The sequence below is a fragment of the Bradyrhizobium centrosematis genome (assembly GCF_045571495.1).
Lineage (GTDB): Bacteria > Pseudomonadota > Alphaproteobacteria > Rhizobiales > Xanthobacteraceae > Bradyrhizobium > Bradyrhizobium centrosematis.
Genome location: NZ_CP120703.1, coordinates 6889753 through 6903814, shown reverse-complemented (window position 1 = coordinate 6903814; position 14062 = coordinate 6889753). Strand labels below are relative to the sequence as shown.

Sequence of the window (14062 nt, the reverse complement as noted above, 5' to 3'; positions counted from 1 at the left end):
GTCAGAAGTCGAAATTGATCATCTTTTTCATCACCAAGACGCCGATCGTCATCCAGACGACGCAGCCGACCAGCATCAGCTGGCCGGTGGGATGAGTCCAAAGCAGCGAGATGTACTGCGGCGTCGTGAGATAGACGAGGAACATCACGATCGGCGGCAGCGAGCCGATGATGCCGGCCGAGGCCTTGGCTTCCATCGACATCGCCTGGATCTTCTCTTTCATCTTCTTGCGGTCGCGCAGCACCTTCGACAGGTTGCCGAGCGCTTCGGAGAGATTGCCGCCTGATTTCTGCTGGATCGACACCACGATGCCGAAGAAATTGGCTTCCGGCAGCGGCATGCGCTCATAGAGTCGGGAGCAGGCCTCGCCCAGCGGCATGCCGATCGCCTGCGTCTCGATGATGGCGAGGAACTCGCTGCGCAGCGGCTCGGGCGAATCCGCCGCGACGACCTTGATCGATTCGAACAGCGGCAGGCCGGCCTTGATGCCGCGGACGATGACGTCGACCGCATCGGGCAGTGCGTTCAGGAATTTGTTTTCGCGGCGCTTCTTCAGATAGCCCAGTGCCCATCGCGGCAACCCGAACCCGCCGGCAAAGGCGAGGCCGGCTGCGCCGATCAGGCCGCCGCCGGCGAACAGGGCGCCTGCGAAGAACAAGCCGGCGACGACGGCGGACACGATCCAGAATTTCTGCGGCGTCCAGTCGAGTCCCGCCTGCGACAGGCGAACAGTGAGTGGAACGTTCTTTTCCTGCAGGCGTCGCGCTTCGAGGTCCTTCAGCGTGCTCTCGACCTGTTCGCGGCGCGAGCGCTGGCTCTTTTCCGCCTGGCGGACCGTCGGCGTCTCGGCGCGCGAGATCGAGGCCCGGCGGCTTTCCGCCTTTCGCTCCCCCGACAGCAGCGGATAAAGGAAGACCCAGGCGATGCCGCCGACCGCTGCGGTGGCGAGGAATGCGAGGGCGAGGACCTGCATCTTCATGGCGGTGTTGCCCTGCTCACGTCTTCGGCGCGACTTCCGCCGCGTCCAGCGCAGCGGCAAGCCGCTTCTCGTCGCCGTAATAGCGGGCGCGTTCCCAGAACTTCGGACGGCCGATGCCGGTCGAGCGGTGGCGGCCGATGATCTTGCCGTTGGCGTCCTCGCCGACCATGTCGTAAAGGAAGATGTCCTGGGTGATGATGGTATCGCCTTCCATGCCCATCACCTCGGTGATGTGGGTGATGCGGCGGGAACCGTCGCGCAAGCGCGCGGCCTGGATGATCACGTCGATCGAGGCGCAGATCATCTCGCGGATCGTTCGCGAGGGCAGCGAAAAACCGCCCATCGTGATCATGGATTCGCAGCGCGACAGGGCTTCGCGTGGGTTGTTGGCGTGCAGCGTGCCCATCGATCCGTCGTGGCCGGTGTTCATGGCCTGCAGCAGGTCGAACGCCTCGGGTCCGCGGACCTCGCCGACGATGATGCGTTCGGGCCGCATACGCAGGCAGTTGCGCACCAATTCGCGCATGGTGACCTGGCCCTCGCCCTCGATGTTGGGCGGACGGGTTTCCAGCCGCACCACGTGGGGCTGCTGGAGCTGGAGTTCGGCGGCGTCCTCGCAGGTGATGACGCGCTCGTCGTGCTCGATATAGTTGGTCAGACAGTTGAGCAGCGTGGTCTTGCCGGAGCCGGTGCCGCCGGAGATCAGCACGTTGCAACGGCAGCGTCCGATGATCTGGAGGATCTCGGCGCCCTCAGGCGTGATCGCGCCGAACTTGACGAGCTGATCCAGCGTCAGCTTGTCCTTTTTGAATTTGCGGATGGTGAGCGCGGGGCCGTCGATCGACAGCGGCGGCACGATGGCGTTGACGCGGGAGCCGTCGGCGAGACGCGCGTCGCAGATCGGGGAGGATTCGTCGACGCGGCGGCCGACCTGGCTGACGATGCGCTGGCAGATGTTGAGAAGCTGCTGGTTGTCGCGGAAGCGGATGCCGGTGCGCTGGATCTTGCCGCCGACCTCGATGTAGACGGTGTTGGCACCGTTGACCATGATGTCGGCGATGTCGTCGCGCGACAGCAGCGGTTCGAGCGGGCCGTAGCCGAGAACGTCGTTGCAGATGTCGTCGAGCAGCTCCTCCTGCTCGGCGATCGACATCACGATATTCTTGATCGCGATGATCTCATTGACGATGTCGCGGATTTCCTCGCGCGCGGACTCCGAATCGAGCTTGGCGAGCTGGGCGAGGTCGATCGCCTCGATCAGAGCGCCGAAGATGGTCGCCTTGACCTCGTAATAATTGTCCGAGCGCCGGCTCTCCATGGCCGGGGGCGGGGGCGCCTTGGCCGGAGCCAGCGGCGGCGAGGCAACGGCCGGCGGGGGCGGGGCGCGCGACACCGTCGGCGCCGGAGCCGGGGTCGGCTCGAGCGACATCGCGCCGGGCTTGGGCGCCCGAAAATCGGTGTCTGTTCCGCTACGCTTACCGAACACTTAACGACTCCTTGCGGCGGCCTATTTTCCCCGCAACTTCTCAATCAGGGGTGAAAACAGGGACGACTTTTGTTTCTTGGTCTCGCTGCGGCCGGTCAGTCGCTGGGCGATCTGAAGGAACATCTCGATAGACTTGTGGTTGGCGGAGATCTCCGCGATCATCTGGCCGTTGTTGGCCGCCGAGCCGAAGATCTGCGGCTCGAACGGGATCGAGACGATCGGCTGGCTCTCGATCGCCTTGGCGAACTCCGCGGCGGCGATTTCGGGCCGTTTCGGCACGCCGACCTGGTTCAGGCAGTACAGTGGCGGGCGGTCGTTGGGCCGTGCGGCCTTCAGCAGATCGAACAGGTTCTTGGTGTTGCGCAAATTGGCGAGGTCAGGGGCGGCCACGATCAGGATGTCGTCCGCTCCGATCAGGGCGCGCTTGGTCCAGCCCGCCCATTGATGCGGAATGTCGAGCACGATGCAGGGCATGGTGGAGCGCAGCGTGTCGAACACGGCGTCGAAGGCGTCGGTGCCGAAATCATAGACCCGGTCGAGCGTCGCCGGTGCTGCCAGCAGGCTGAGATGGTCGGTGCACTTCGACAGCAGGCGGTCGATGAAGGCGGTGTCGACGCGATCAGGCGAGAACACGGCGTCGGCAATGCCCTGCGGCGGATCCTGGTTGTAGTCGAGCCCGGCGGTGCCGAAGGCGAGGTCGAGATCGGCGACGACGGCATCCATTGCGAGGTCGCGCGCGATCGCCCAGGCGACGTTGTGCGAGATCGTGGAAGCCCCGACGCCCCCCTTGGCGCCGACCACGGCGATGATGCGGCCGACCGCCTTGGCTTCCGGCGCCGAGAACAGGTTGCAGATCGAGCGTACGACGTCGATCGCGCCGACCGGCGCAAGCACGTAATCGCTGACGCCGCGGCGCACCAGCTCGCGGTAGAGCATGACGTCGTTGATGCGGCCGATCACGACGACGCGGGTGCCAGCATCGCAGACGGTGGCGAGCTGGTCGAGACCGCCCAGCAGGTCGTTGCGGCCGTCGCTCTCGAGCACGATCACGTTCGGCGTGGGCGCCGAGCGGTAGGCTTCGATCGCGGCCGCCATGCCGCCCATCTGGATCTTCAGGTGGGCCTTGCCGAGACGGCGATCCTCGCCGGCCGACTGGACCGCGGCAGCCGTTTCCACGGTCTCGCAGAAGGCCTGGACCGAGACGCGCGGCGCGGGCGCAATATGCTCCTCCACCGGCGGCGGAGGTGCTTCCGGCTGCTCTTCGTGTGTCTGGCGAGCGTAGCTGATCATTTGCCGGTGTCGCTGAGTTTGGCCTTGTCGGCCTCGGGATAGATGGTCGCCGTCGTCGTTCCCTTGCGATACTTCTCGAAGCCGGTGATGCGCCGGGGTGTGTAGGACGGCGTTTCAGGCCGCGGCTGCTCGAGGTCCGAGGGATTGTCGACCATCGCCGCGAGGTTGCGCTGATAGGCGCAGCCGTAATTGTAGTAGTCCTTGTTCTCGAACCAGCCCTTGTTCTTCATCGACGGGCCGATGTCGTCCGGCCACAGGCCGCAGGGACCCGCGATCGCGGCGATCTTGGAATAAGTGAGCCGGATCGGCGGCAGGAAGCGCTTGTCCTCAGGCTGGTAGGGACGAACGTTGACGCCGCGCGGCGGAACGCCTGCTCCGGCGAGCATCGCCTGAATCTCACGCATCGTCTCCGCGACCGGACGCGCATTGGGCGTACCGGACGGCACGTCGATGCGGATGGCGCCGGTGCCTTCGTGCAACCATGCCGATGCGACACCCATCACGTCCGCGCGCTGGGCGGCGGTCAGTCCGCCGCGGGCATGACCGACGAAGACGACGATCGAGCGGTTCTGCTCCTCGATCGCGATCGGATGGCGTTGCTTGTAGTCGTCGGGAATGGAGGCGGTAACGGCTTCGTCGTGCTGGCAGCCGCCAAGCGCGAGCGCCATCCCGACGAGCGCGCCGCCGAGGCGGATGGCGCGTGTGCGAAGCTGGGGTGGTTTTGTGATCATCGTCAAGTCCCCGTTCCGCCTCAGTCGGTAATGAAGCCGTAGGTGCCGCGGTAGTTCTTGGCCGGTTCGGTCCGGCCGGGCACGCCGTAGATGCGGTTGATGTTGCCGATCAGCTGGGCCTGAGGATCCACCGGCGGGGCGAAGCCGTCATCCGGCCGCGACAGGTCCTTTGGCGCTACCGCGCGCACGACATAGGGCGTCACGATCACGCAGAGCTCGGTGGCGTTGTTGACGAAATCGCGGCTGCGGAACAGCGTTCCGAGGACCGGGAGCTGCATCAGCCCCGGCAATCCGCTGATCGCCTGCTTGGTCTGCTGCTGGATCAGGCCGGCCATCGCCATCGCGCCGCCGGAGGGGATTTCCAGCGAGGTCTCCGCGCGGCGGGTCCGGATCGAGGGTACGGTCAGCGAGTTCACCGTCGACGTGGTCACGGCCTGCGACAGCGTGATTGCGTTTTCGTTCGACAGCTCAGAGACCTCCGTCATCACGCGCAGGCTGATCTTGCCCTCGCTCAGCACCACGGGGGTGAAGTTGAGCGAGATGCCGAACTTCTTGAAGCTGATCTGGGTGGTGCAGACATGCGTGGTGGGATCGCACGCATAGCCGGCCGGGACCGGGAATTCACCACCGGCGATGAACGTTGCCGATTCACCGGAGATCGCGGTCAGGTTCGGTTCGGCCAGCGTGCGGATCACGCCCGCCGTTTCCATCGCGCGCAGGGTGGCCTGCACCGACGGTGCCGCGCCGAACTTCGTCGTCAGGTTGTTGCCGTCCACGAGGTTCTTGCCGAGAGCCGTGAACGGATTGGCGTTGGTGAAGCTCACCACCGAGGTGCCGTAGTTGAGGTTCGCTGAGAGGTCGATGCCGAGCTGCTTGACGATGTTGCGCTGGACTTCCGCCACCGTCACCTTGAGCATGACCTGGTCGCGGCCGCGCACCACGATCGAGTTCACCACCTTGTCGACGCCGCCGGCCAGGCGCGCGGCGAGCTCATTGGCCTGCTGCGCCTCCATCGGATTCGCTGCCGTGCCGGTCAGGACGACGCCGTCGCCCAGTCCGTCGATCTGAATATCCGAATTTGGCAGGACCTGCTTCAGCGCGGCCCGCACGCCGTTGAGGTCGCGCTTGACCGCGATGTCATAGGCCGCAATCTGCTGACCGGCGGAATCGAAGAACACGATATTGGTCTGGCCGACCGTAGCGCCGATGATGTAGGCGCGCTGCGCCGAGCGGACCACCGCGTTGGCGATCTTGGGATCGGCGACCAGCACGTCCTTGATGTCGCGCGGCAGGTCGATCACGATGGACTTGCCGACGCCGAGCGAGAGGAAGCGCGCATTCATCTGGCCATCGGCGGCCGCCGGCGCCACCGGACGGTAATCGGCGGCGACCGCGGGGGTCAGCACCGGGTTCAGCGCCAGCGCGAGAGCGGCCGTGAACGACAGGGCACGGACCGCCGAGGCCCGCATCGTCGCCAGATCCACCCTGCATTTCATATCGACTGTCTTCATCGTGCTTTCGCCGTCTGACTCGGAATGCCGTAGCGGATGATCGAAATACCGTCTCGCTTCTGCGCGGAATCATCGAGCGTGATTTCGCTCATCTTGACGTCGGCGATGCTGCGCAGCGCCAGCGACAGCGTGCCGCTCTGGCGTGCCGCGGAGAGCGTCGCGGTCTGAGCGGGATTGAGCTCGAGCGTGACGGTCTTGCCGACCACCGAATTCTGGCCGTCCTTCTCCTTGGGCGCCTGGTCGATCGCCAGGACGCGGATATTGGCCAGGATGATCTCGGAGGTGACGATGTCGGGGGCGCCGCTGGCCTGGTCCGGGTTCTTCAGCCGGCGGGTCAGAAGAACGTCGACGCGATCGTTGGGCAGGATGAAGCCGCCTGCGCCGGTCTCCGGCGAGATCTCGGTCGAGATCGCCCGCATGCCGCTGGGTAGGATTGCCGCCATGAAGCCCGAGCCGTCGGCCTTGACCAGCTTCTGATCGCGGATCGGCTCGCCTTGAATGAAGGGGGCACGCGCGATCGAACCGGCGACCTGGGTCGCGCCGTCGGGACGCTCGTTGCGACGAATGAAGGTGGCGCTGGCGGTCGCGGCCGGCCAGGTCTGCCACTGCACGTCTTCCGGCTTCACGGTCTGGCCGAGCCCGATGTCGTTCTTGGCCACGAGGACGTCGACGGTCGGAAGCTGCGCGGCCGGGGCCGCCGGAGGCGGCGCAGTATTGTCCGAGCCGCTCGCCAGGTACGCGGCGACGCCGCCGGCGCAGATGGCGACCGTCAGGACGACAATGCGTGCCCTATTCATACGCTTCACTTTCCAACAAAACGCCGCGACGCTGCCGCCGCCGTAATCGGCAGTTGACCAGCTATTCGTCAAAGCATGGTTAATGAGGCGTATCTAAATCGCCTTAACGCCGGGTTTACCCAGTGCGTTCAGCGCAGTGCGAGGTGAGCGAGATCGATCGCCTTCACCCATTCGGTCTCCGGGTAGACCATCAGCGCGCTCAGCGCGAGCGCGATGCCGTAGGGGATGCCGCTCTCCTTGGCGTGCAGCCGTGCGAGCCAGGCCTGGCCCGCCAGCCCGTAGGGCAGCGGCCATTGCCGGAACTGAAGCAGGAGCAACGTCAGCGCACCGCCGAACAGCGAGGCGTAGAGCAGGAAGTTCATCAGCTGTGCGAAGCCGAACCAGAGCGCGACGGAGGCCGCGACCTTGGCGTCGCCGCCGCCGACCCAGCCCATCGCGAAGCAGGTGAAGGCCACGACGAGCAGAAGCGCGCCGGCGCCGACATGACTCAGCATCTCGTAAGGTGCCATGCCACCGGCGAGGGCGAGCGCGAAGAAGCCGGCGACCAGCGCCAGCGATACGCGGTTCGAGATCGTCATGGTGAAGAGATCGCTCGCGGCGGCGAACGCCATCAGGGCCGGGAAGAGCAGAAGGCGCGCAAGGTCGAGGATCATGGGCTGCGTCTTGAGGCCTGGGTTCGTCGCGGGGACTGGCGTCGGCGGATGCTAGCCTTCAGTGCTAAACAAACCGACAACACAGCAAGGGGCGCGGGACGCCGAAGCGGCGGAGCGCATGCTTACCAGAGGCTGGCGATGCGCGCGGCGAGCGCGACCGTCGCAAGCAGCAGCGCAAGGCAGACCCAATAGACTGGCGAGCCGGCCTGCGCCGTCCCTGCCTCGTTCGCCGCGACTGCGGCATCGGTCCTGTACTCGCGCAACGCCACTGGAACTCGCCGTCTTCACAAAAACAAAGGCCCCGGAGGTCCGGGGCTTTTGCAGTCGTCCGCCTGTCCGCTTACTTCAGCGAGCTGCTGATCGCGCTGAACTTGCTGTTCAGCGTGCTGCCGAGATTGTTGACGACGGTGATGATGGCCAGCGCGATGCCGGCAGCGATCAGACCGTATTCGATGGCGGTGGCGCCGGATTCATCCTTCGCGAAACGCGCAATCAAGTTCTTCATGAACAAACTCCATTGGGGTTGGATCGCCTCGTTCGGCGCCGTCTTTGACCCGATGACCATGAGAGCCGAGCTCTTTCGGTAGAGTTAATTCGATCGCGCAAACCCGCGTCTGGCGCCATGCTTTGGCCCAGAGTGAATTTCGCCTTAAGACGGCGAGCCAATTTCGCGTTGGTTCCAGATGCATCGTCAGCGCGGCGGCCGCTTCACCCTCCCTTAAATTTCAGGGAGTAGGCGTTAGAGAATCGGAATCCGCGGAGAGAGGCGACGATGTCGAGCCTGCCCATGCAAGTCGCCCTGATGCTCGGCGAGACCATCGTAAAGGTGCTCCCCGTCACCTTGGTGCTCGCGGCGGTCTTCACCGTGCTCGAGCATTTCTGGGCCTGCAATCCCGGCGCGCCGTGGTGGCGCAAGCGGGAGATCGTCACCGACATCTGCTACTGGTTCTTCGTTCCGGTGTTCGCCCGGACCATGCGGATCGGACTTCTGATCGTCGGCGCCAGCGTCGTCTTCAACATCCACGACGCCGACGAGCTCATCGCCTTCTACGACAACGGCCATGGCCCGCTGTCGCAGCTGCCCCTGTGGGTGCAAGCCCTGCTGTTCCTGGTGCTGTCCGATTTCATGCTGTATTGGCTGCACCGGCTTTTCCACGACGGCGGCTTCTGGAAGTATCACGCCATCCATCACTCGTCGGAGGAGATCGGGTGGATCTCCGCGGCCCGCTTCCATCCCATCAATCTTATGCTCGGGACGATCGGCGTCGACGTTGTGCTGCTGATGGCCGGCATCTCCCCCAACATCATGATCTGGGTTGGCCCGTTCACCACCTTCCATTCGGCCTTCGTCCACGCCAACCTGAATTGGACCTTCGGGCCGTTCAAATATGTGCTGGCAACGCCGGTGTTCCACCGTTGGCATCACACCGCGCTTGAAGAGGGTGGCAACACCAATTTCGCCGGGTCGTTCCCGGTCTGGGACGTGCTGTTCGGTACCTTCCGCATGCCGGAGGGGCGCCTGCCGCAGGATTACGGCAAGGACGAAGCGACGATTCCGAAGGAGATCGTAGGCCAGTTGGCCTATCCATTCCGCCGCTAGGACGGGGATATCGAGATCGTAAATACCGGTCCGCTCAAACAATAGTCCGGGAGTTTGCGGAACGTTCACGAATTAAGGGCAGATTAGCCGGGTCGGGCACCGGCTCCGCTGTTATCCGTTCGCTTCTGCCGGTTTGTGACGTCCCGGGGGTAAGAGTATGCGTAAGGAATTGCTGCGCCGTCAGGCGCGCATCTGTCTTCTGGTTGCTGCCGCAGTGCTGGCGTCGCCGGCTGCCGGATTGGCCGAGTCCACCGCCGACACGATCGCCGTCAATGTCGACCAGGCCAAGCTGGTGCGGCTGCCAGGCAAGGTGGCGACCATCGTGGTCGGCAATCCCCTGATCGCCGACGTCACGCTCCAGCCCGGCGGCATGATCGTCGTGACCGGCAAGGGCTACGGTGCAACCAATTTCATCGCGCTCGACCGGAGCGGCGAGATTCTGGTCGACCGCCAGATCCAGGTCGAAGGGCCGAGCGACCGGCTCGTCACCGTCTATCGCGGGATCGAGCGGGAATCCTACAGCTGCATGCCGCTTTGCCAGCGTCGGGTGACGCTCGGCGACAGCGACACCTATTTCAACAATACGATGAACCAGGCCGGTTCGCTGAGCAGCAACGCCAGCGGCAGTGGGGGCACCAAATCCAACTAGCCGGTCGGGCTCGAGCGCATCGCTCAAGGTTCGGATTGCGACTTGTCAGATCACGCCCGACATTGCGAGCGGCGCGACCCTGGCGATCCGCCAGCAAGACCTGAACGAAAAAGGCCGTGCGCTATGCACGGCCTTCTTGTTTCTCGCGAGCCGATCGGGCCAAACGCCCGGCGGGTTCAGCTTGCGGCCCGGAGGTTGTCTGCTGCCGATTTGCCGGAGCGGCGGTCGGCCACGACCTCGTAGGAGATCTTCTGGCCTTCACGGAGCGTGCCGAGGCCGGCGCGCTCGACGGCGCTGATGTGAACGAACACGTCCTGGCCGCCATCGTCGGGCTGAATGAAGCCGAAGCCTTTGGTCGCGTTAAACCACTTCACGGTTCCCATGCTCACGGGGGTAGTCCCTTCTCAGATAACACAATGTGAGAGCCCGCTTGCGCAGGCCGGTTAGATCGAATTTTTGGAAGGGTCGTCAGCGTGTCTGAACCGGCTGTACCGGTGGATGCTAATGTCGTCCGGCCGAAAATCGATAAATTCCTTTTATCGGAATTCGGGCCTCAAAACAATCCGGACGCGCACGATTTTTTGATCCGCCGCGCCGTCCGCGGCGGATCAACAACAAGGTCGGAATTTTACTGCCGCGCTCGCGCGCCGGTCGGCGATTAGCGGCGGCGGAACTGGCCGCCGCGCTGTCCGGGCCGGGGCGGTCCGCCAGCCGCGCTGGGACGTTCGTCCTTGTGGCGGAAAATCAGGCGGCCCTTCTCGAGGTCGTAGGGCGACATCTCGACCGTCACGCGGTCGCCCGCCAGCGTCTTGATGCGGTTCTTCTTCATCTTGCCGGCGGTGTAGGCAACGATTTCGTGTCCGGCGTCGAGCTGCACGCGGTAGCGGGCGTCGGGGAGGATTTCGGTGACCAGTCCTTCGAACTGGATCAGCTCTTCCTTAGCCATGTGGGTGTCTCCAGTCGTAGACTGTTAGTTCGAATGAGGGTTGCGGTTCGGTCGGCCGTTGGGGCGGCTCTCGCGACGCAAAAAGGCAACGCCTTGTATTCCATCAGGCTTGCCGGCGCTATGCGCGGGACGCTGTTCCGACCGATCGGCTGGTGAGAAGTTCATCTTACCACCTGAACCGCGGCGGCGGCGAGACCCCTTGGAGGCCATGTGGCCATCACCGAGCCTGCCATCAACAGGCCTGCCCTCGCCATGGCGTCCTTCGCCCGGCCGTCCGTCGCCGTGCCTGCCGCCACCATGGTGGCGTCCCTCCGCATGCCGCTCGTCGCCACGCCGTCCGTCGCCATGCCGGGCGCCCTGCGGACGCTGGCCTGGGCGGCCCTGGCGGCCCTGCCGCTGCTGCGGCGGGGGAGGACCGGCATCGCGGCGGCCGGCGTCGGTGCGATGGTCTTCACGCGGCAACGCCACGCGGATCAGCCGTTCGATGTCGCGGAGATAGCTGAGCTCCTCGCCGCCGGCCACCAGCGAGATCGCGGTGCCGTCAGCGCCGGCGCGCGCGGTGCGGCCAATGCGGTGAACGTAGGTTTCCGGCACGTTGGGCAGGTCGAAATTGATGACGTGGCTGATGCCGTCGACGTCGATGCCGCGGGCCGCGATGTCGGTGGCAACCAGGGTGCGAATCTCGCCCGAGCGGAACTGGGCGAGCGTGCGTTCGCGATGGTTCTGCGATTTGTTGCCATGTATGGCGTTGGCCGCGATGCCGGCCTTGGCCAGCGTCTTCACCACCTTGTCGGCACCGTGCTTGGTGCGGGTGAAGACCAGCGCCCGGTTGATCGCTGCGTCCTGCAGCAGCTTGGTCAGGAAGGCGGGCTTGGCCGAGAAGTCGACCTGGAGGATGCGCTGATTGATCCGCTCGGCGGTCGAGGAGACCGGGGTCACCGCGACGCGGGCGGGGTCGCGCAGCATGGAATCGGCGAGCTCGGCGATGTCCTTCGGCATGGTGGCCGAGAAAAACAGGGTCTGCCGCTTGATCGGCAGCTTGGCGACGATTTTGCGGATGTCGTTGATGAACCCCATGTCGAGCATGCGATCGGCCTCGTCGAGCACGAGGAATTCGACGCTGGAGAGCTTCAACCCGTTGCTCTGCACGAGGTCGAGCAGGCGGCCGGGGGTGGCGACCAGCACCTCGACGCCCTGCATCAGGGCGCGGACCTGGCGGCCCATCGGCACGCCGCCGATGGCGAGCGTGGAGGACAGACGGATATGGCGGCCATAGGCATTGAAGCTGTCGAGGATCTGGCCGGACAGCTCGCGGGTCGGCGACAGCACGAGGACGCGGGCCGTCTTCGGCTGCGGCCTGATACGGTGCTCGAGCAGGCGGTGCAGGATCGGCAGTGCGAAGGAGGCAGTCTTGCCGGTGCCGGTCTGGGCGATGCCGACGACGTCGCGGCCGGTCAGCGCCAGCGGAATGGTCTGAGCCTGGATCGGGGTGGGGGTGACGTAATTCTCTTCCTGAAGAGCGCGCGCGATGGGTTCGGCGAGGCCGAAGTCCTGAAACGAAGTCAAAAGAGGGGTTCTTTCCATGTCAAAAGCGAACGCCCGGCGCATCTGGCGCGGCGCGCGCAAAAGGGTGTCGAGAAGACACCTGCGTGTTTGGGGTGTCGGATGGCTTGGGAGATTATGGGGCAAGCCAGAGGCCCGGAGGGGGCTTAAGAACACGCGGCTCGCTATGACCCCTTGATTCGCAAGAGGTCTCGTCCGTGATATGGAACATCGAGGGGGCACTTTCAAGGCACGCTGCTCGCAAATGGCGATTGCGGTGCAGAAATAGTTGTGCCGGAAATTTAGCCAGAACGGGCAATCTGCTTAAAAAATAATCCGCCTGCCGCTTTGGCATACATTTGAGTTGCTCAAGATTTGAGCTGCCTGCTCAGCGCGAAACTTTATTTTACGGCGATTTTTCTAGCAAAACCAAATGCTTATTGGGTGCTCAGTGCATGGCACGGTTCTTGCGAATCCGTTAATCGCAGGCGGCCGTGGGGCCGTTTCGCAGCGTTTTTCACGTCTGCGTCAGGGAGATGAGACACTCATGCTTAGCAAATCTACTCACGATATAGCGGCGTCATTTAGCCGCCGCGGCGTGCTCGCCGCGACCGCCGGATTGATGCTCGGTCTGGCTTCATTGACTGGCGCGAAAGCCGCCGACGACACCATCAAGGTCGGCGTGCTGCACTCCCTTTCCGGCACCATGGCCATCAGCGAGACCACGCTGAAGGACACCATCCTTTTCCTGATCGACGAGCAGAACAAGAAGGGCGGCGTGCTCGGCAAGAAGCTCGAAGCCGTCGTCGTCGATCCCGCCTCGAACTGGCCGCTGTTCGCCGAGAAGGCGCGCGAGCTGATCACCAAGGACAAGGTCTCGGTGGTGTTCGGCTGCTGGACTTCGGTGTCCCGCAAGTCAGTGCTCCCGGTCTTCAAGGAGCTGAACAACATCCTGTTCTACCCCGTGCAGTACGAGGGTGAGGAGAGCGAGCGCAACGTGTTCTATACCGGTGCGGCGCCGAACCAGCAGGCGATCCCCGCCGTCGACTACCTGATGAAGGAAGAGAAGGTGAAGCGCTGGGTGCTCGCGGGCACCGACTACGTCTATCCGCGCACCACCAACAAGATCCTGGAAGCCTATCTGAAGTCCAAGGGTGTCGCCCAGGAAGACATCATGATCAACTACACGCCGTTCGGTCACTCCGACTGGCAGACGATCGTGGCCGACATCAAGAAGTTCGGCTCGGCCGGCAAGAAGACCGCGGTGGTCTCGACCATCAACGGCGACGCCAACGTTCCCTTCTACAAGGAGCTCGGCAACCAGGGCATCAAGGCGAAGGACATCCCGGTGGTGGCGTTCTCGGTCGGTGAGGAAGAGCTCGCCGGCATCGACACCAAGCCGCTGGTCGGCCATCTCGCCGCCTGGAATTACTTCCAGTCGATCAAAAATCCGGCGAACGAGAAGTTCATCAAGGACTGGCAGGCCTACACCAAGAATCCGAAGCGCGTGACCAACGATCCGATGGAGGCGCACGTGATCGGCTTCAACATGTGGGTGAAGGCGGTCGAGAAGGTGAAGTCGACCGATCCGGACAAGGTGATCGACGCGCTTCCCGGCATCGAGGCGCCGAACCTGACCGGCGGCGTGTCGAAGATGCTGCCGAACCACCACATCACCAAGCCGGTGTTCATCGGCGAGATCAAGGCCAACGGCCAGTTCGACGTGGTCTGGAAGACCCCGGGCCTCGTCGCAGGCGATGCCTGGTCGAAGGAGCTCGAGGGCTCCAAGGACCTGATCGGCGACTGGGTCGGCAAGAAGTGCGGCAACTTCAACACCAAGACCAACAAGTGCCTCGGTTCGGGTTCCTGATCCGGGTC

The 14062-nt window shown here is 64.2% G+C and carries 15 protein-coding genes; 3 read left to right on the top strand and 12 right to left on the bottom strand.

From position 1 onward, the window contains the following. Position 1: 1 nt before the first annotated feature. The 9 genes from P6U31_RS32565 to P6U31_RS32525 form a co-directional block, all read right to left on the bottom strand. A complete protein-coding gene (locus P6U31_RS32565; RefSeq protein WP_407185709.1) occupies positions 2 to 979 on the bottom strand; it encodes a type II secretion system F family protein in 978 nt (325 codons plus the stop codon). A gap of 16 nt (positions 980 to 995) precedes the next feature. Further along, positions 996 to 2465: a CpaF family protein gene (locus tag P6U31_RS32560; protein WP_407185708.1), complete on the bottom strand. Its 1470-nt coding sequence runs from the start codon at positions 2463 to 2465 to the stop codon at positions 996 to 998. A 21-nt stretch (positions 2466 to 2486) separates the two neighbouring features. After that, entirely contained in the window at positions 2487 to 3755 is a 1269-nt protein-coding gene (locus P6U31_RS32555) for an AAA family ATPase (protein WP_128927987.1), read from the bottom strand. Continuing rightward, a complete protein-coding gene (locus P6U31_RS32550; RefSeq protein WP_407185707.1) occupies positions 3752 to 4486 on the bottom strand; it encodes a CpaD family pilus assembly protein in 735 nt (244 codons plus the stop codon). Before P6U31_RS32550 ends, P6U31_RS32555 begins: the two co-directional genes overlap by 4 nt. 20 nt (positions 4487 to 4506) lie before the next feature. Then, positions 4507 to 5982: a type II and III secretion system protein family protein gene (locus P6U31_RS32545; RefSeq protein WP_407190019.1), complete on the bottom strand. Its 1476-nt coding sequence runs from the start codon at positions 5980 to 5982 to the stop codon at positions 4507 to 4509. Positions 5983 to 5993: 11 nt separating this feature from the next. Further along, complete coding sequence (gene cpaB, locus P6U31_RS32540; protein WP_407185706.1) at positions 5994 to 6794, bottom strand: Flp pilus assembly protein CpaB; 801 nt, start codon at positions 6792 to 6794, stop codon at positions 5994 to 5996. Between the two features lie 128 nt (positions 6795 to 6922). After that, complete coding sequence (locus tag P6U31_RS32535) at positions 6923 to 7447, bottom strand: prepilin peptidase (RefSeq protein WP_246926132.1); 525 nt, start codon at positions 7445 to 7447, stop codon at positions 6923 to 6925. A gap of 122 nt (positions 7448 to 7569) precedes the next feature. After that, positions 7570 to 7716 (bottom strand): hypothetical protein, encoded by a 147-nt coding sequence (locus P6U31_RS32530; RefSeq protein WP_407185705.1) that lies wholly within the window; start codon positions 7714 to 7716, stop codon positions 7570 to 7572. 71 nt (positions 7717 to 7787) lie between these two features. Then, complete coding sequence (locus P6U31_RS32525) at positions 7788 to 7952, bottom strand: Flp family type IVb pilin (protein WP_407185704.1); 165 nt, start codon at positions 7950 to 7952, stop codon at positions 7788 to 7790. A gap of 267 nt (positions 7953 to 8219) precedes the next feature. Between P6U31_RS32525 and P6U31_RS32520 the strand changes: the two genes are divergently transcribed. Together P6U31_RS32520 and P6U31_RS32515 are read left to right on the top strand one after the other, a co-directional pair. After that, positions 8220 to 9047 (top strand): sterol desaturase family protein, encoded by an 828-nt coding sequence (locus tag P6U31_RS32520; RefSeq protein WP_407185703.1) that lies wholly within the window; start codon positions 8220 to 8222, stop codon positions 9045 to 9047. 157 nt (positions 9048 to 9204) lie between these two features. Continuing rightward, positions 9205 to 9696 (top strand): pilus assembly protein N-terminal domain-containing protein, encoded by a 492-nt coding sequence (locus P6U31_RS32515; protein WP_407185702.1) that lies wholly within the window; start codon positions 9205 to 9207, stop codon positions 9694 to 9696. Positions 9697 to 9872: 176 nt separating this feature from the next. Here P6U31_RS32515 and P6U31_RS32510 read toward each other — a convergent pair whose 3' ends face one another. The 3 genes from P6U31_RS32510 to P6U31_RS32500 all read right to left on the bottom strand — a co-directional run bounded on the left by P6U31_RS32510 (position 9873) and on the right by P6U31_RS32500 (position 12250). Beyond that, complete coding sequence (locus tag P6U31_RS32510) at positions 9873 to 10085, bottom strand: cold-shock protein (protein ID WP_407185701.1); 213 nt, start codon at positions 10083 to 10085, stop codon at positions 9873 to 9875. A 269-nt stretch (positions 10086 to 10354) separates the two neighbouring features. Beyond that, positions 10355 to 10642 (bottom strand): translation initiation factor IF-1, encoded by a 288-nt coding sequence (gene infA / locus P6U31_RS32505; protein ID WP_092292310.1) that lies wholly within the window; start codon positions 10640 to 10642, stop codon positions 10355 to 10357. A 24-nt stretch (positions 10643 to 10666) separates the two neighbouring features. Continuing rightward, positions 10667 to 12250 (bottom strand): DEAD/DEAH box helicase, encoded by a 1584-nt coding sequence (locus P6U31_RS32500; protein ID WP_407185700.1) that lies wholly within the window; start codon positions 12248 to 12250, stop codon positions 10667 to 10669. Between the two features lie 481 nt (positions 12251 to 12731). Between P6U31_RS32500 and urtA the strand changes: the two genes are divergently transcribed. Next, entirely contained in the window at positions 12732 to 14054 is a 1323-nt protein-coding gene (gene urtA / locus P6U31_RS32495; protein WP_407185699.1) for an urea ABC transporter substrate-binding protein, read from the top strand. Positions 14055 to 14062: the final 8 nt, after the last annotated feature.